The organism is Kosakonia sacchari SP1 (genome assembly GCF_000300455.3).
In the GTDB taxonomy this organism is placed as follows: Bacteria; Pseudomonadota; Gammaproteobacteria; order Enterobacterales; family Enterobacteriaceae; genus Kosakonia; species Kosakonia sacchari.
Genome location: NZ_CP007215.2, coordinates 4,024,535 through 4,040,856 on the forward strand (window position 1 = coordinate 4,024,535; position 16,322 = coordinate 4,040,856).

Sequence of the window (16,322 nt, forward strand, 5' to 3'; positions counted from 1 at the left end):
AATGAAAGAGGACAAACTTATCGCGCTCTGCCAGCGCCACAATGCAGTAGTGCTCAATAATGAAATCGATGTGCTCACTATTGCCGTCGTGGATAGCCCCAGCACAGAGTTGATGGAATCCCTGCAATTCGCGGTGCAAAAACGCATCGATATCCGCTGCTGGACAGCAGAACAGATGGATAAACACCAACAGATAACCGCGCAGGCTCCAGCGCCAGCAATACAAGAACCCAAAGAGGAGAGCGGCTCTGCGGTTGAAATTTTAAACCACACGCTGCAACAGGCACTGATGCTGCGTGCCTCCGACATTCATTTCGAACCCGGCGAAACCCAGTATGTTATTCGCCTGCGTGTCGACGGGGTGCTGCATGCTTTGTCACCGCTCCCCGGCTCACTTGCCAGCACCCTGACAGCAAGGCTAAAAGTACTCGGTAATCTTGATATTGCCGAACGACGCCTTCCTCAGGATGGACAGTTCAATGTCGAGTTGTCTGGACAGTCCGTTTCGTTTCGTATCGCAACCCTGCCCTGCCGCCACGGCGAAAAAGTCGTCTTGCGCCTTTTGCACCAGGTTAACCAAGCACTGGAGATCGCCGCCCTTGGTATGACAGAAGCGCAAATGGCGCTCTTTAATAACGCGCTGGCGCAACCGCAAGGGCTGTTGCTGGTCACTGGGCCTACTGGCAGTGGTAAAACAGTGACGCTATACAGCGCACTTCAGGCGCGTAACAAGCAGGAAGTTAACATTTGTAGCGTTGAAGATCCGGTCGAGATCCCACTGGACGGTTTGAATCAGACGCAGATAAACCCACGTGCCGGGTTGACCTTTCAAAGCGTGCTGCGCGCCTTACTGCGCCAGGATCCCGATATCATCATGGTCGGCGAAATCCGCGATGGCGAAACGGCGGAAATTGCCATTAAAGCCGCACAAACCGGTCACCTGGTGCTGTCGACATTGCACACTAACTCCACCAGCGAAACGCTGGTGCGCATTCAGCAAATGGGGGTTGCGCGATGGATGATCTCCTCCGCCCTATCATTGGTTGTCGCGCAGCGGCTGGTGAGAAAGCTTTGCCCGCATTGCCGCAAACTGGGGGTAGAAAACCATCATTTGCCCGGCAATCTGTGGCCGCGTTCGCTGCCTCGCTGGCGCGCCGAAGGTTGTGAACAGTGCTACCACGGTTTCTATGGACGCGTCGCGTTATTCGAAGTGCTCGCCATCACCCCGGACGTTCGCCAGGCCATCGCCAGCGATCTCAGCGCGGATGAGATCGAACAGCGAGCACGCGCAGGTGGGATGACCACGCTTTTTCAGCATGGCTGCCTCGTCGTTGAGCAAGGGCTGACCACGTTCGAGGAACTGGTTCGGATATTGGGTTTCGCTGATGGCCAGTAAACAACTCTGGCAATGGTCCGGGCTTGAGAAAAGCGGCGAACTGCAAAGTGGGTTGTTCTGGAGCGAAAACCGCACCAGCATACTGTTGCTGTTATACCAACAGCAAATCCATCCGCTTGCTATAAAGCGCTGCGTTATACGGCGTGCACTGTGGAAGCCGGAACACAGCAGCCAGTTACTTCATCAACTGGCAACCTTACTGCGGGCAGGATTAACGTTGCCGGAAGGGTTACAACTTCTGGCAGAACAGCACCCTGCAAAGCAATGGCGCGCATTGTTACACCACCTGGCACAAGCGCTGGAACAGGGGGAAACCTTCTCCGCTGCACTGCGCCAGTGGCCAGAGGTATTTCCACCGCTCTGGCTGGCGATGATTCGCACCGGAGAATTAACCGGCAAGCTGGATGAGTGCTGCTTTAAACTCGCCAGCCAGCAAAAAGCGCAGCGAGAGTTAACGCTTAAGGTGAAAAAAGCGCTGCGCTATCCGTTAATCATCCTTTCACTGACTGCCGCCGTGGTACTGGCCATGATCTATCTGGTACTGCCGGAATTTACCGCCATTTACCGCACATTCAATACTCCGCTGCCGATGCTGACGCGAGGCGTCATTGCGGGTGCTGCGATCATGCAGCAAGCGGCTCTGCCCTTAATGGTTTGCGCGTTATTAACAAGCGGTGCTTTACGGATGCTGCGCAACCATGCAGGCTGGCAACGCCATCGACAGCGGTTACTTCTGGCATGCCCAATCATTGGCCCGCTGATTCGTGGACAGCGCCTGAGCCAGATATTTACCGTCCTGGCGCTAACGCAGCGTGCGGGGATCGCGTTTTTGCAAGGGCTGGAGAGCGTACGGGAAACCGTCTCCTGCCCTTACTGGCAGGCGGTGCTGCAACGCGCGCATCAGGAAATTACCCAGGGTGCGGCGATTTCGGTGGCGTTACAACAGAGCGGTGAATTCCCGCCGTTGTGTATTCAACTCGTTCGCACAGGGGAAGTTTCTGGCGCGCTGGATAGTATGCTGGAGAATCTGGCGCAACATCATAGCGAGCAAACCCAGCGTCAGGCTGATGGTCTGGCAGCAGTACTGGAACCGCTATTACTGGTGGTGACAGGGCTGATTATCGGGGTATTAGTTGTGGCAATGTATTTGCCCATCTTTCATCTGGGAGATGCGATGAGTGGTGGCGGATAATGCAGGCGCAACGTTGTGCGCCTGCAAAACTATCAGAGGCTATTGAAAACGCGGTTTTCCTGCTCCTGAACGCGGATAAAGGTGGTGCGTTTGGTCAACTCCTTCAGGCGGGAAGCGCCAACATAAGTACAAGCAGAACGCAAACCGCCGAGGATATCGCGAGCAGTATTTTCCACCGGGCCACGCAGCGTCAGCTTCACGGTTTTGCCTTCCGCCGCACGGTAACCTGCAACACCACCAACGTGGCGATTCATGGCAGATTCGGAGCTCATGCCATAGAAAAGCATGAATTTCTCACCGTTTTCTTCAACGATGGTGCCACCGCTCTCTTCATGGCCCGCCAGCATACCGCCGAGCATGACGAAATCCGCGCCGCCGCCGAAAGCTTTCGCCACATCGCCAGGCACGGTACAGCCGCCATCACTGACAATCTGGCCGCCGAGGCCGTGAGCCGCATCGGCACACTCGATCACCGCAGACAACTGAGGGTAACCAACGCCAGTTTTCACACGTGTGGTACATACGGAACCCGGGCCGATACCTACTTTCACGATGTCGGCACCGGAAAGAATGAGTTCCTCACACATTTCACCTGTTACGACGTTACCGGCACAGATGGTTTTATTCGGCCAGGCTTCACGCGCTTTCGCAACGAATTGCACAAAATGTTCTGAGTAGCCGTTCGCCACATCGATGCAGACAAAATTCAGATCTGCATGTAACGCGAGGATCTGTTTGGTTTTTTCGAAATCAGCATCGGATGTACCAGTAGAAACCATCACATGACGCAGCACATCTGCAGATTCACGCTGAACAAAGGCTTTCCAGTCTTCAACAAAGTAGTGTTTGTGTACAGCGGTAAGAATATCGAAGGACGCCAACGCTTTCGCCATCGCAAACGTGCCAACGGTATCCATATTGGCAGCGATAACGGGTACGCCGGACCAGTTCATCCCGGAATGTTTAAATGTGAATTTGCGCTCCAGTTCAACATCGGAACGGCTTTTGAGGGTAGAACGTTTAGGGCGGATAAGAACGTCTTTAAAACCTAACTTCAGATCTTCTTCAATACGCATGTGTGCAGATTCCTGGGGTTAATGGCGACATAACAAACTCACAACTCCAGTGACGCTATCATACGCGCTAATAAGGGCCGCGCAAGACTGCGAAATTCTCTTTTTTTACGCTACAATCCTATAAATTTACCTGGTGAACAGGCAAGTTTGGGTTAATTGATTTCATTATCGCTTGCTTTAATCACAACCAACTGAATAATTTAATAATTATATTAGCACTTTTGCGTTTTTCCCTTATTAGAGACGGCAAAATGCCGTTACGAAAGCAGGGAAAAAAGCGCATAGTGATCAATGGCAGGCTATTTTAGGACTCAGCGTTATGGGGTATACGGTCGCGTTAACTGGCGGCATCGGCAGCGGTAAAAGCACCGTGGCAAATGCCTTCGCTGCATTGGGTGTTAATGTTATCGACGCGGATATTATTGCACGACAGGTTGTGGAGCCCGGAAGCGAAGCATTACGCGCCATTGTCGGGCATTTCGGCGCTGAAATGCTTCACAAGGACGGTTCACTGAATCGTCGTTTGTTGCGCGAACATATTTTTGCTTCCCCAGCCGATAAAACATGGCTAAATGGTTTGCTCCACCCGCTTATTCAACAACTGACCCAACGCCAGATTGCGCAAGCGACGTCACCTTATGTACTGTGGGTTGTTCCGTTGCTGGTGGAAAACCAGCTTTATGATAAAGCCGATCGCGTTTTAGTCATCGACGTCCCGGTTGAGACACAGATTTCACGCACCATGCAGCGTGATGGCGTCAGCCGCGAACATGCAGAAAAAATTCTCGCGGCCCAGGCCTCGCGTGAAGCGCGAATTGCCATCGCGGATGATGTTATTGACAATAATGGCGCACCAGATGCGATAGCATCGGATGTTGCCCGCCTGCACGCAGCCTATCTACACTATGCTTCGCAGGCCGTATCACAGGAAAAACCGTAATGCACACCCACATCCTTTTTGAACATCCGCTTAACGAAAAGATGCGTACCTGGCTGCGCGTTGAGTTTTTACTGCAACAACTTTCGGTTCATTTACCGGTGAGCGATCATGCTGGCGCGCTGCATTTTTTCCGCAACGTAGGTGAATTGCTGGATGTGTTTGAGCGGGGCGATACCCGCACTGAATTACTGAAAGAACTGGAGCGCCAGCAGCGTAAACTGCGCGCCTGGAGCGAAGTACCCGGTGTTGATCTTAATCGTATTGAGGCTATCCGCCAGCAGTTGAAAGAGAGCGGCGCTGTGCTGATGACCGCACCGCGCATCGGTCAGTTATTACGTGAAGATCGTCTGATTGGGCTGGTGCGCCAGCGCCTGAGCATCCCCGGCGGATGTTGTAGTTTCGATTTACCCACTTTGCATATGTGGCTGTATTTACCGCAAGAACAGCGAGATGCGCAAATCGAATTATGGCTTGCAAGCCTTGAACCGCTACGCGCAACGTTGTCCCTGATCCTTGATCTTATTCGCAATGCTGCACCATTTCGGCGCCAGACCAGCCTGAATGGTTTTTACCAGGATAATGGCGAAGATGCCGATTTGTTGCGCCTGCAATTGCCTTTGAAAGACCGTTTATATCCACAAATTTCCGGCCATAAGAGCCGCTTTGCTATTCGTTTTATGCCCCTCGACAGCGAAAACGGCCTGGTACCGGAGCGGCTGGATTTTGAACTGGCCTGCTGTTAAGGAGTTCCGTAATGACTGAAGCTACGATGGTTAACTGCCCAACCTGCGGCAAATCTGTGGTCTGGGGTGAAGAAAGCCCGTTTCGCCCCTTCTGCTCCAAACGCTGTCAGCTTATTGACTTAGGCGAATGGGCAGCAGAAGAGAAGCGTATTCCAAGTTCAGGCGATCTATCCGACAGCGATGACTGGAGTGAAGAGCAGCCGTAGTCGCCTGCGAACCTGCTGGCGCGTTGCTTAGCGCTGCGCCAGCTTGGTTATTACGGGTTCATTCGCGGGCGGGAAATCTTCCGCATTCAGCTTATCCTGCGCTATCCACTCGCCTGGCTGTCCCTCTTTACCCCAGGGCTGCCCTTCCCAGCGCTCTACCAGCCAGAACCACAACGTGATATGGCGATCCGGGAACTGATATTCCAGCTTATCAAACAGTACTGTTTCAACAGGCGTTATACCCACTTCTTCCTGTAATTCACGGATCATGGCTTGTTCCGGTGTTTCACCGGCTTCAATCTTGCCACCCGGAAATTCCAGTTTATTTGCCATATGCGCATCGGCGGCTCGGCGGGTAATAAAAATTTCTCCTTGCGGATTACGGATGATCCCTACGGCGATGTTGAGTATTTTCATTCTGCAGATCTCATAAAAAAGGCGCAGATATCTGCGCCTTAGTAATTATTATCAACGGGTTATGCCAGACGCCCGTGGCACTGTTTGTATTTTTTACCGGAACCACACGGGCATGGATCGTTGCGCCCTACTTTGCGTTCGCCAGTTTGCGAGGCAAGTTCTGCCGCAGCGGCGGATTCGTCATCCTGGTGGCTAAGTTGCTGCATCTGCGCCAGACGCTCAGCTTCCTGACGACGCTGCAGCTCCATCTCTTCCACTTCTTCCGGCATACGCACCTGAACCTTACTCAGCGTGCTGATGACTTCGTATTTCAGCGACTCCAGCATTGCAGCAAACATAGCGAAGGATTCACGCTTATATTCCTGCTTCGGATCTTTTTGCGCATAACCACGCAGGTGGATACCCTGACGCAGATAATCCATCGCTGCCAGGTGCTCTTTCCACAGAGAATCGAGCGTTTGCAGCATTACGCCTTTTTCGAAGTGACGCATCATCTCGGCGCCAACAACTTCCTCTTTGCGCTGATAGGTTTCTACCGCGCTTTGCAGAATACGTTCACGCAACGTTTCTTCATGCAGATCCGGCTCTTTGTCCAGCCATTCTGCAATCGGCAAGTCGAGGTCGAAGTCGTTTTTCAGGCGTTCCTGCAGACCCGGGACATCCCACATCTCTTCCAGCGACTGCGGCGGAATATGGCCGTCAATAGTCGCTTTAAAGACATCTTCACGGATGCTGGTAATCGTTTCGCTGACATCAGACACATCCAGCAATTCGTTACGCTGGGTGTAAATCGCACGACGCTGATCGTTGGCCACATCATCGTATTCCAGCAGTTGCTTACGAATATCAAAGTTGCGGCTTTCCACTTTACGCTGGGCGTTGGCAATGGCTTTCGTGACCCACGGGTGCTCAATCGCTTCGCCCGGCTTCATCCCCAGCTTACGCATCATGCCGGAAACACGGTCGGAGGCGAAAATACGCATCAGCGCATCTTCCATGGAAAGATAGAAACGGGAGGAACCCGCATCGCCCTGACGACCAGAACGACCACGCAACTGGTTATCGATACGGCGTGATTCATGACGCTCAGTACCGATAATGTGCAGGCCGCCTGCCGCCAGTACTGCGTCGTGACGCACCTGCCAGTCGGCTTTCACTTTGGCGATTTGCTCAGGCGTTGGCTCTTCGATCTCTGCCAGCTCAGCCTGCCAGCTGCCGCCCAGCACGATATCCGTACCACGACCCGCCATGTTTGTCGCAATGGTCACCGCACCAGTGTAGCCCGCTTGCGCCACGATCTCTGCTTCTTTGGCGTGGAATTTGGCGTTCAGAACGTTGTGCTTGATGCCCGCTTTTGTCAGCTCATTGGACACAACTTCTGATTTTTCGATGGAGATAGTCCCCACCAGCACTGGCTGACCTTTTGCCGTACGCTCTTTGATGTCTTCGATAATCGCCTGAATTTTCTCCGCTTCGGTCATATAGACCAGATCCGGCATATCTTTACGGATCATCGGGCGGTTAGTCGGAACGACAACGGTATCCAGTTTATAAATTGAACTGAATTCAAACGCTTCGGTATCCGCAGTACCGGTCATCCCGGCGAGTTTTTCATACAGACGGAAATAGTTCTGGAAGGTAATGGAGGCCAGAGTCTGGTTTTCATTCTGGATTTCCACGCCTTCTTTGGCTTCAACGGCCTGGTGCAGACCATCGGACCAGCGACGTCCCTGCATGGTACGCCCGGTATGTTCGTCAACGATGATGACTTCGCCATCTTTCACGATGTAGTCCACATCACGGGTAAACAGCACATGCGCACGCAGAGCGGCAGTGACGTGGTGCATCAGCATGATATTCGCTGGCGAGTAGAGCGACTCACCCTCTTCCATGATACCTTCTTTCACCAGCAGCTCTTCAATCAGCACCAGACCACGTTCGGTTAGGGTAACCTGACGCGCTTTCTCGTCTACCGAGAAGTGGCCTTCGCCCTGGAAAGTGTCGGAATCCTCTTTCTCCTGACGGATCAGGTGCGGAATGATTTTATTTACTTTTTTATACAGATCGGAGCTGTCTTCCGCCGGACCAGAGATGATCAGCGGAGTACGCGCTTCATCGATCAGGATGGAGTCGACCTCATCCACCAGCGCGTAGTGCAGTTTACGTTGCACGCGTTCTTCAGGGCTGAACGCCATGTTATCGCGCAGGTAATCGAAGCCGTATTCGTTGTTTGTACCGTAAGTAATGTCAGCAGCATAGGCTTCGCGCTTAGCGACAGACGGCATGCCCGGCAGGTTGATGCCAACGCTCAGACCGAGGAATTCAAACAGTGGGCGGTTGTTTTCGGCGTCACGTTGCGCCAGATAGTCGTTCACGGTTACGACGTGCACGCCCTTACCGCTCAGAGCATTCAGGTAGGCCGGCAATGTTGCGGTTAACGTTTTCCCTTCACCGGTACGCATCTCTGCGATACAGCGATCGTTAAGAACCATACCGCCCAGCAACTGCACATCGAAATGGCGCATGCCGAACACGCGTTTACTCGCTTCTCGCACGACGGCGAATGCTTCTGGCAGCAGGCTATCTACGCTTTCGCCTTTTTCCAGACGCGCGCGAAACTCAGCAGTTTTACCTTTCAGCTCGTCATCGCTGAGCTGCTCCATGGCCGGTTCCATGGCGTTAATCTGGGCAACAGTTTTACGCATGCGACGCAGCGTACGATCGTTACGACTACCGAATACTTTAGTTAACAAATTGGTAAGCATAATAAAAATCTCAAGCGCCCCGTTTATGGAGCTAAAAATGGATAAAAAGACTCGTTTTTTTAGCTGAGACGCTGAGGCCCGGCGCGGATACCTTGTACCTGGCTTATCCAGGTGGAAACGCGAAACGCGGTATGCGGTACGAAGGTGGTTTGGGCAGCAAGACGAACAATTGCTGGCGGCTTGCTTTCCAGCGTCAGCAGCGCGCTGAGCGTGTCCAGCAAAGCAAGATGATGTACCTGAATCGGCAACGGCTCTTCCGTTGCCACCGGCAGCGCTTGCGGTGCCATGGCGAACGAAAGGTGACGAATAACGGTGCGAATGGCATGCTGGTGCCAATAGTCGACAGTGAAGTTCGGACGGCGCTTCGCTTCCAGTAAGGCAAAACTGCTGAAATTGACCGCACTGGCGTTATCGTGATTGCGGGTCGTTTCGCGTGCGGGCTGGGCTGTTTCTGTATTACTGGCAAGCGCAGGTAAACCAAAACTCGCCGCGACCATCCCTAATAAGAGATGCGGCCAGAAATAGCGTCTGCCAAATTGTCGCCAGCGCGTCAGTATTCCGCTCACTTGCTCCACCCTAAAATAACGCCTGTCTCAAAATGCGTCAGTATATGTCGTTTTGCGCCCCAAATCTTACCACTAAAGCCACTACGCCACAGCAGTATTCGGGCGTTGCAAGGTAGAAAACTGGACAGGAAAGCAGCAGTCGCACTAGAAAAAGCGGGAAGATAAGGTTTTGAATTGGATCCGCGCACTGGCGTTTTTGATGAAATGCACAAATAAAAACGACTGGTTTCCCTGACCGGAGAGAGTGCCAGGTTAACCAGTCGATTTTGAGGTTATAGCGTTACGCCAGAACCATTGACGGGGCTTTGAATGCCAGCGGCAGTTCTGCTTCGTCTTCGAAAGTCACATATTCCCAAGCTTCCTGTTTCGCCAGAACAGCCTGCAACAATTTATTATTCAGCGCATGACCGGATTTATAAGCGGTAAATGCACCAATAATGTTGTGACCACACATGAACAGATCGCCAATTGCATCCAGCATTTTGTGACGAACAAATTCATCTTCGAAACGCAGACCGTCTTCGTTCAGTACGCGATAATCATCCACTACGATGGCACAATCGAAGCTACCGCCCAGGCACAATCCGCGAGACTGGAGGTATTCGATATCACGCATGAAACCGAAGGTACGCGCACGGCTAATCTGGCGCATAAACGCGTCAGCAGAGAAGTTCATCGCGTAACGTTGCGTACTGGCATCAATTGCCGGGTGGTTAAAGTCGATGGTGAAGTCGAGTGTAAAACCGTTATGCGGTTTGAACTCAGCCCACTTGTCACCGTCTTCAACGCGCACCGTTTCTTTGATGCGAACAAATTTTTTGGCACTGTTCAGCTCTTCGAGCCCTGCATCCAGCAGCAGGTAAACGAATGGTGCAGCACTGCCATCCATAATCGGAATTTCCGGCGCGTCAACTTCGACAATAATGTTGTCGATGCCTAAGCCCGCCAGAGCAGCATTTAAGTGCTCAACGGTTGAAATCCGCACGTCATGCTCGTCGACCAGACAAGTACAGAGCATTGTATCACGCACAGATTTAGCATCAGCCGGGAAATCTACCGGTGGATTTAAGTCAGTGCGACGATAGATGACCCCGGTATTTGCCGGCGCAGGGCGCAACGTCAGTGTGACTTTCTTGCCGGTATGTAAACCGACACCAGTCGCCTGAACGATACGTTTAAGTGTCCTTTGTTTGATCATCGTATAATCTCGCCTAATTACCAATCCAACCAAATTGTATAACACAATCGGACGGCCAGTTTAGCACAAAGAGCGACGAAGCCCAACTTCCAGCAAATTCTTAATCTGCTTGCTTACGCAAAAACGCAGGAATATCCAGATAATCAGGCTCTTTAGTGGTCTGCGGCGTATTGTCGTTAACCACTTTCGCTGGTTTCTGCTCCTGCTGCATCGGCTGCATGCCGTGCTGCTGATAGCGATCCATTACCGGCTGCTGCGCTTGTTTATTGGTGACCAGGGTAATTTCCGGACGCTTGTCCATACCGATACCAGTCGCTACAACAGTAACACGCAGTTCGTCGTTCATATCCGGATCAAGGGAAGTACCGATAACCACAGTTGCGTTATCCGATGCAAACGCACGGATAGTATTACCTACGGTCTCGAACTCATCCAGACGCAGGTCGAAGCCCGCCGTGATGTTAACCAGCACACCACGCGCACCAGACAGATCGATATCTTCCAGCAGCGGGCTGGAAATGGCCATTTCGGCCGCTTCTTCCGCGCGATCTTCGCCGCTGGCAACGCCAGAGCCCATCATCGCGTAGCCCATTTCGGACATCACGGTGCGCACGTCAGCAAAGTCGACGTTCATCAGACCCGGACGGGTAATCAGTTCTGCAATACCCTGCACTGCGCCTTTCAGCACATCGTTCGCCGCGCCAAATGCATCCAGCAGCGAAATACCACGACCCAGCACTTTCAGCAGCTTGTCATTAGGGATGGTGATCAGCGAGTCCACATGCTTGGACAGCTCCGTGATCCCCTGCTCCGCAAATGCCATACGCTTCTTACCTTCAAAATTGAAAGGCTTAGTCACGACAGCAACGGTCAGGATACCCAGATCTTTTGCAACTTCAGCCACTACAGGTGCCGCACCGGTACCGGTACCGCCGCCCATACCCGCTGCGATAAAGACCATGTCAGCGCCTTCCAGCGCAGCGCGCAGCGCTTCACGATCCTCTTCCGCCGCGTTACGGCCAACTTCAGGGTTTGCTCCAGCGCCCAGACCTTTGGTGATACCACCACCGATCTGAATGGTTTGCCCCACCGCTGTTTTACGCAACGCCTGAGCGTCAGTATTCACCGCGAAGAACTCAACCCCTTCAATGCGCTCGCGCACCATATGCTCTACGGCGTTACCGCCGCCGCCACCGACGCCGATGACTTTAATCACCGCGTCGTTGGTTAATTCCATCGGTTCAAACATAATCTCTCTCCGTTGTGCCTGTCGCCTGAAACCGTTAATTCTCTACGGTCTCTGAAAAAAATTAAAACTCTTTTCGCAGCCAGCTGTTGATTCGTTTGAACCACGAACCGACTGACACGCGTTTTTCAACTTCTGCTTCACCACTTAAATGGGTCTCTTTCCCGTAGTGCAGCAACCCCACCGCCGTTGAATAGTACGGCTCCTGGGCGTAATCCGTTAAACCAGTAATATTGAGCGGCGCACCAATACGCACCTGCGTATGGAACACGCGCTGCGCGCAGGCCGCCAGGCCTTCCATTTGCGCCGCACCGCCGGTCAACACAATCCCCGCCGCCAGATGATGTTTCACACCTTGTTGGCGAAGCTGTTCCTGTAACTGCAAAATTTCGTCGTTCACCAGGTTGAGCAGCTCGGTGTAGCGCGGCTCTATAACGTCTGCCAGCGTCTGACGCTGCAGGCTACGTGGCGGACGGCCGCCAACACTCGGTACCTCAACGCTCTCGTCTTTGCCAACCAGCGAACCCAGTGCACAACCGTGGCGAACTTTAATCGCCTCAGCATCGCTCGGTGGTGTACCAAAGGCATACGCAATGTCGCTGGTTACCACGTTCCCCGCGTAAGGGATAACTTTGGTATGACGCAGCGCACCGCCGGTATAAACCGCCATATCCATTGTACCACCGCCGATGTCGACGACGCAGACACCCAGCTCACGTTCATCTTCAGTCAGCACGGAGTAGCTGGAAGCCAGTCCGGCAAAAATAAGTTGGTCAACTTTCAAACCACATCGTTCAACGGCTTTAACGATGTTTTTCGCCATATCGTTATGGCAAGTAATCAAATGCACTTTCGCCTGCATGCGTACGCCAGACAGACCTACCGGGTTTTTGATCCCTTCCTGGTAGTCGATAGCGTACTCCTGCGGAATCACATGTAAAACACGGTGTTCATCGCGCACACGTACCGATTTAGCCGTATGCACCACGTTTTCCACATCTTCCTGCGTAACTTCTTCTTCCGAAATTGGCACCATACCAATCTCGTTCTGACAGCTAATATGCTTCCCCGAGAGCGCAAGGTAGACCGATGAAATCTGGCAATCGGCCATCAATTCAGCCTGATCGATAGCGCGCTGAACGCATTTCACCACCGATTCCAGATCGTTCACTCCGCCTTTATCCATCCCACGAGACGGACAACTGCCTACGCCAATGATATTCACAATACCGTCGGGCAGAACTTCCCCTACTAAAGCGGCGACCTTCGCGGTGCCAATCTCCAGTCCTACTACCAGTTTTCTGTCCGTCGCCTTGATCATTGTTGCTCTGCCTGTGCCTGATTCTGTTGTGCCTGATTTTGCTGCTGATTCGGTTCCTGAACAGGGGCCACTTTCCAGCCTACGGCCGCACCTGAGTCATAGCGTAAATCCACGTAGCTAATCTCTTTGCCATCCGTTTGCGCCTGCTGCTGGAGAACCGGGTAGAGTTCCACAAAGCGCGCCAGACGTTTCATCGTATCGCCACGGCCCAGATTAAGCTTGATGTCATTGCTGAGCGTCACTTGCCATGAACGCCGCGCGGTCATCGCCGCCTCTTTTAACGTGAATTTATCCTTTGCCAGCACTTGCCCCATGTCACGGTAGCCCTGTAATACTTCGCTTTCGCTCCCTTCAGGGCCGTACAACATCGGTAAAATCTGTTTACTGGTTCGTTCGGCCGGCACGCTAAATGCGTTGCCGTCCACATCAACCATATGCTGATCATTCCACCGCGCAATGGGCACATATTCAACCAGATGAATCTTCAATTCGTCTGGCCACTGTTTTCTGACGCTCGCCTGCTTGATCCAGGGCAGACGTTCTATCTGGCTTTGAATGATGTTAACGTCCTGCGTCATAAACGTGCCGGGCGCGCCCAACGCCAAAATAGATTGGCGAATATCATCGTTGCGGGTGTAATGACGATCGCCTGTCAACACCAGCTTTGATAACGGCAAACGCTGTGCGTCGTCCATCCAACCCAGTACCACCCAGCCACTCACCAACACAGTGCACAGCACCGTCAGCAGGAATACTATACCTGCAAGACGCGTTCCATTGTTGCGGCGGGAGATTTTGACAGCCTCCGCTTCGCGATTTCGCGTGTTCAGCGCAGCCTGTGACATATCACTCCGCCAATTCCAGAATACGAACAACTAACTGGGAAAAGCTCAACCCTGCCTGACGTGCCGCCATCGGCACCAGGCTGTGGCTGGTCATTCCTGGCGAGGTATTCGCTTCCAGCAAATAAAATTGTCCATCGCTGTCCAGCATGACATCGATACGGCCCCACCCACGGCAGCCTAAAACTTGCCAGGCTTCACGCACCAGGACATGTAATGCTGCTTCATCGTCCACTTCCAGACCTGATGGGCAAAAATACTTCGTCTCATCAGAGAGATATTTCGCCTCATAATCATAGAAGATTCCCGCCGGTTGAATACGAATCGACGGTAAAATTTCATTTCCAAGCAGGGCGACGGTAAATTCAGGCCCACTGAGCCATTTTTCAATCAGAACTTCATCATCATGTTGAAATGCAAGCGCTAATGCAGCATGCAGTCCTTCACTTTTATCGACCTTTGACATCCCGACGCTTGAACCTTCGCGGCTGGGCTTGACAATAACAGGTAACCCCAGCACCTCAATGCGTTGAATATCAATAGTTTTCAGGCCTGATTCAAATTCGCTGCGCGTCAGTGCCACCCACGGCGCAACGGGTAACCCCGCCCCCTGCCACAGCAGCTTGCTGCGCCCTTTATCCATTGAAATCGCCGAGGCCATCACACCGCTTCCGGTATAAGGAATATCGGTTAATTCCAGTAGCCCCTGCAGAGTGCCATCTTCACCGCCGCGACCATGCAAGGCGATAAACGCTTTACTGAAACCCATCTCTTTCAGGCGGGTGACATCCACATCGCGCGGATCAACACCATGCGCATCAACGCCGCCTTCACGCAAACCTGCCAGCACCGCTGCACCGGAATTAAGCGAAACGTCACGCTCGGCGGAGGTTCCGCCCAGCAGAACCGCTACTTTCTCAGCCACGGCGCTCCTCCTCCACAATCTGCGGTTTCAGTTTGCTCTCGGCCAGGCTGCGCGCAATCTTACCGACGTTACCAGCGCCCTGGATCAGGATCAGATCGTTGCCGGTCAGCACCGGTGCCAGCATCGCGGCAACCTGCGCCGGATCGGACACCAGAATCGGATCGATCTTGCCGCGACCGCGAATAGTGCGACACAGAGAACGGCTATCTGCGCCCGGGATCGCCGCTTCACCCGCCGGATAAACTTCCAGCATCAGCAGTGAATCCACCTGGGTCAGCACATTGGCGAAATCGTCATACAGATCTCGAGTACGCGTGTAACGGTGCGGCTGAAACAACATCACCAGGTTTTTATCCGGCCAGCCCGCACGCGCCGCTTTGATAGTGGCATCCACTTCTGTCGGATGGTGACCATAATCGTCAACCAGCATCGCGGTACCGGTTTTACCGTTTACATCTTGCAGCGGGTATTCACCAAGGAAATCAAAACGGCGGCCTGTGCCCTGGAAGCTTTCAAGCGCGCGCAGGATCGCGTCATCTTCGATCCCCTCTTCCGTCGCTACCGCAACAGCCGCCGCCGCGTTTAACGCGTTATGGCGACCTGGCGCATTCAGCGTCACGCGCAGTTCCGGTTTATCCTGGCGCACCAGCGTAAAGTGCCCCTGCGGCCCAACCTGACGGTAGTTTTCCACGCGAACATCCGCATCATCACTAAAACCGTAGGTGGTAATCTGGCGACCTACTCGCGGCAACAGCTCACGAATAACAGGATCGTCGACGCACATCACCGCACGGCCATAGAACGGCAGGTTGTGCAGGAAGTTGATAAAGGTCGTTTTTAAATTTTCGAAGTCACCCTGGTAAGTATCCATATGGTCAGCTTCGATATTGGTGACAATCGCCACCATCGGCTGCAGATGCAGGAACGAGGCATCGCTCTCATCCGCTTCCGCAATCAGGTAACGGCTATGCCCCAGGCGCGCATGCACGCCAGCGGCTTTAACCAGGCCACCATTAACAAAAGTCGGGTCCAGCCCGGCTTCTGCATAAATACTTGCCACCATCGCGGTGGTGGTCGTTTTGCCGTGCGTACCGGCAATGGCAATGCCGTGGCGAAAACGCATTAATTCCGCCAGCATCTCAGCGCGGCGGATCACCGGAATGCGCGCTTCATGCGCCGCTACGATTTCCGGGTTATCGGCAGAGATCGCGCTGGAAGCCACCACAACGCTCGCATCGCTCACGTTTTCCGGGCGGTGGTTGAAATAAATCGTGGCGCCAAGCGACGTCAATTGCTGCGTAACCGGATTCGGCGCCAAATCGGAGCCGCTAATCTGGTAGCCTTCGTTGGCCAGCACTTCGGCAATACCGCCCATGCCAGCACCGCCAATGCCGACAAAGTGAATGTGCCGGACGCGACGCATCTCGGGCACGATTGAACGCAGTTTCGCCAGTTCTTGTGTATTCATTCTCTAAACGCCATCGACTAC

General features: G+C 53.1%; 15 protein-coding genes. 5 read left to right on the top strand and 10 right to left on the bottom strand.

The window, feature by feature from the left end; all coding sequences use genetic code 11:
* Position 1: 1 nt before the first annotated feature.
* Positions 2 to 1,396, top strand: coding sequence for a type II secretion system protein GspE (gene gspE / locus C813_RS42020; protein WP_017457942.1), 1,395 nt, complete (start codon positions 2 to 4; stop codon positions 1,394 to 1,396).
* On the top strand, positions 1,386 to 2,588 hold the full coding sequence (gene hofC, locus C813_RS42025; protein ID WP_017457941.1) for a protein transport protein HofC: 1,203 nt from the start codon (positions 1,386 to 1,388) through the stop codon (positions 2,586 to 2,588). The genes gspE and hofC overlap by 11 nt, the downstream gene beginning before the upstream one ends.
* 32 nt (positions 2,589 to 2,620) lie before the next feature.
* Here the strand turns inward: hofC and C813_RS42030 are convergent, their stop codons facing one another.
* Complete coding sequence (locus C813_RS42030) at positions 2,621 to 3,664, bottom strand: GMP reductase (RefSeq protein WP_017457940.1); 1,044 nt, start codon at positions 3,662 to 3,664, stop codon at positions 2,621 to 2,623.
* A 319-nt stretch (positions 3,665 to 3,983) separates the two neighbouring features.
* Between C813_RS42030 and coaE the strand changes: the two genes are divergently transcribed.
* The 3 genes from coaE to yacG are packed head-to-tail and all read left to right on the top strand — an operon-like array spanning position 3,984 to position 5,553.
* Entirely contained in the window at positions 3,984 to 4,604 is a 621-nt protein-coding gene (gene coaE / locus C813_RS42035; protein ID WP_017457939.1) for a dephospho-CoA kinase, read from the top strand.
* Positions 4,604 to 5,347 (top strand): cell division protein ZapD, encoded by a 744-nt coding sequence (gene zapD, locus C813_RS42040; protein WP_017457938.1) that lies wholly within the window; start codon positions 4,604 to 4,606, stop codon positions 5,345 to 5,347. Before coaE ends, zapD begins: the two co-directional genes overlap by 1 nt.
* A gap of 11 nt (positions 5,348 to 5,358) precedes the next feature.
* Positions 5,359 to 5,553, top strand: a complete 195-nt coding sequence (yacG, locus tag C813_RS42045) for a DNA gyrase inhibitor YacG (RefSeq protein WP_017457937.1) — start codon at positions 5,359 to 5,361, stop codon at positions 5,551 to 5,553.
* Positions 5,554 to 5,580: 27 nt separating this feature from the next.
* Here yacG and mutT read toward each other — a convergent pair whose 3' ends face one another.
* From mutT to murC, 9 genes are all read right to left on the bottom strand, one after another.
* Positions 5,581 to 5,970: an 8-oxo-dGTP diphosphatase MutT gene (mutT, locus tag C813_RS42050; protein ID WP_017457936.1), complete on the bottom strand. Its 390-nt coding sequence runs from the start codon at positions 5,968 to 5,970 to the stop codon at positions 5,581 to 5,583.
* Positions 5,971 to 6,029: 59 nt separating this feature from the next.
* Positions 6,030 to 8,735 (bottom strand): preprotein translocase subunit SecA, encoded by a 2,706-nt coding sequence (gene secA, locus C813_RS42055; RefSeq protein WP_017457935.1) that lies wholly within the window; start codon positions 8,733 to 8,735, stop codon positions 6,030 to 6,032.
* Positions 8,736 to 8,794: 59 nt separating this feature from the next.
* Complete coding sequence (gene secM, locus C813_RS42060) at positions 8,795 to 9,301, bottom strand: secA translation cis-regulator SecM (protein ID WP_167579000.1); 507 nt, start codon at positions 9,299 to 9,301, stop codon at positions 8,795 to 8,797.
* Between the two features lie 280 nt (positions 9,302 to 9,581).
* A complete protein-coding gene (lpxC, locus tag C813_RS42065) occupies positions 9,582 to 10,499 on the bottom strand; it encodes a UDP-3-O-acyl-N-acetylglucosamine deacetylase (RefSeq protein WP_017457933.1) in 918 nt (305 codons plus the stop codon).
* Between the two features lie 100 nt (positions 10,500 to 10,599).
* The gene (ftsZ, locus tag C813_RS42070) at positions 10,600 to 11,748 is read right to left on the bottom strand and encodes a cell division protein FtsZ (protein ID WP_007373153.1); all 1,149 of its coding nucleotides are present in this window, start codon (positions 11,746 to 11,748) and stop codon (positions 10,600 to 10,602) included.
* Positions 11,749 to 11,809: 61 nt separating this feature from the next.
* Positions 11,810 to 13,066: a cell division protein FtsA gene (ftsA, locus tag C813_RS42075; protein WP_017457932.1), complete on the bottom strand. Its 1,257-nt coding sequence runs from the start codon at positions 13,064 to 13,066 to the stop codon at positions 11,810 to 11,812.
* Positions 13,063 to 13,911 carry a cell division protein FtsQ gene (gene ftsQ / locus C813_RS42080; RefSeq protein WP_017457931.1) on the bottom strand — a complete coding sequence of 283 codons (849 nt, stop codon included), beginning with the start codon at positions 13,909 to 13,911 and terminating at the stop codon, positions 13,063 to 13,065. The genes ftsA and ftsQ overlap by 4 nt, the downstream gene beginning before the upstream one ends.
* Before the next feature lies 1 nt (position 13,912).
* The gene (locus C813_RS42085; protein ID WP_017457930.1) at positions 13,913 to 14,833 is read right to left on the bottom strand and encodes a D-alanine--D-alanine ligase; all 921 of its coding nucleotides are present in this window, start codon (positions 14,831 to 14,833) and stop codon (positions 13,913 to 13,915) included.
* Positions 14,826 to 16,301 carry a UDP-N-acetylmuramate--L-alanine ligase gene (gene murC / locus C813_RS42090; RefSeq protein WP_017457929.1) on the bottom strand — a complete coding sequence of 492 codons (1,476 nt, stop codon included), beginning with the start codon at positions 16,299 to 16,301 and terminating at the stop codon, positions 14,826 to 14,828. The genes C813_RS42085 and murC overlap by 8 nt, the downstream gene beginning before the upstream one ends.
* Between the last annotated feature and the right edge of the window lie 21 nt (positions 16,302 to 16,322).

Bases quoted from the DNA above. Each gene is read 5' to 3' on its own strand.
- gspE (WP_017457942.1), top strand. From the start codon at position 2: ATGAAAGAGGACAAACTTATCGCGCTCTGCCAGCGCCACAATGCAGTA.
- hofC (WP_017457941.1), top strand. From the start codon at position 1,386: ATGGCCAGTAAACAACTCTGGCAATGGTCCGGGCTTGAGAAAAGCGGC.
- C813_RS42030 (WP_017457940.1), bottom strand. From the start codon at position 3,664: ATGCGTATTGAAGAAGATCTGAAGTTAGGTTTTAAAGACGTTCTTATC.
- coaE (WP_017457939.1), top strand. From the start codon at position 3,984: ATGGGGTATACGGTCGCGTTAACTGGCGGCATCGGCAGCGGTAAAAGC.
- zapD (WP_017457938.1), top strand. From the start codon at position 4,604: ATGCACACCCACATCCTTTTTGAACATCCGCTTAACGAAAAGATGCGT.
- yacG (WP_017457937.1), top strand. From the start codon at position 5,359: ATGACTGAAGCTACGATGGTTAACTGCCCAACCTGCGGCAAATCTGTG.
- mutT (WP_017457936.1), bottom strand. From the start codon at position 5,970: ATGAAAATACTCAACATCGCCGTAGGGATCATCCGTAATCCGCAAGGA.
- secA (WP_017457935.1), bottom strand. From the start codon at position 8,735: ATGCTTACCAATTTGTTAACTAAAGTATTCGGTAGTCGTAACGATCGT.
- lpxC (WP_017457933.1), bottom strand. From the start codon at position 10,499: ATGATCAAACAAAGGACACTTAAACGTATCGTTCAGGCGACTGGTGTC.
- ftsZ (WP_007373153.1), bottom strand. From the start codon at position 11,748: ATGTTTGAACCGATGGAATTAACCAACGACGCGGTGATTAAAGTCATC.
- ftsA (WP_017457932.1), bottom strand. From the start codon at position 13,066: ATGATCAAGGCGACGGACAGAAAACTGGTAGTAGGACTGGAGATTGGC.
- ftsQ (WP_017457931.1), bottom strand. From the start codon at position 13,911: ATGTCACAGGCTGCGCTGAACACGCGAAATCGCGAAGCGGAGGCTGTC.
- murC (WP_017457929.1), bottom strand. From the start codon at position 16,301: ATGAATACACAAGAACTGGCGAAACTGCGTTCAATCGTGCCCGAGATG.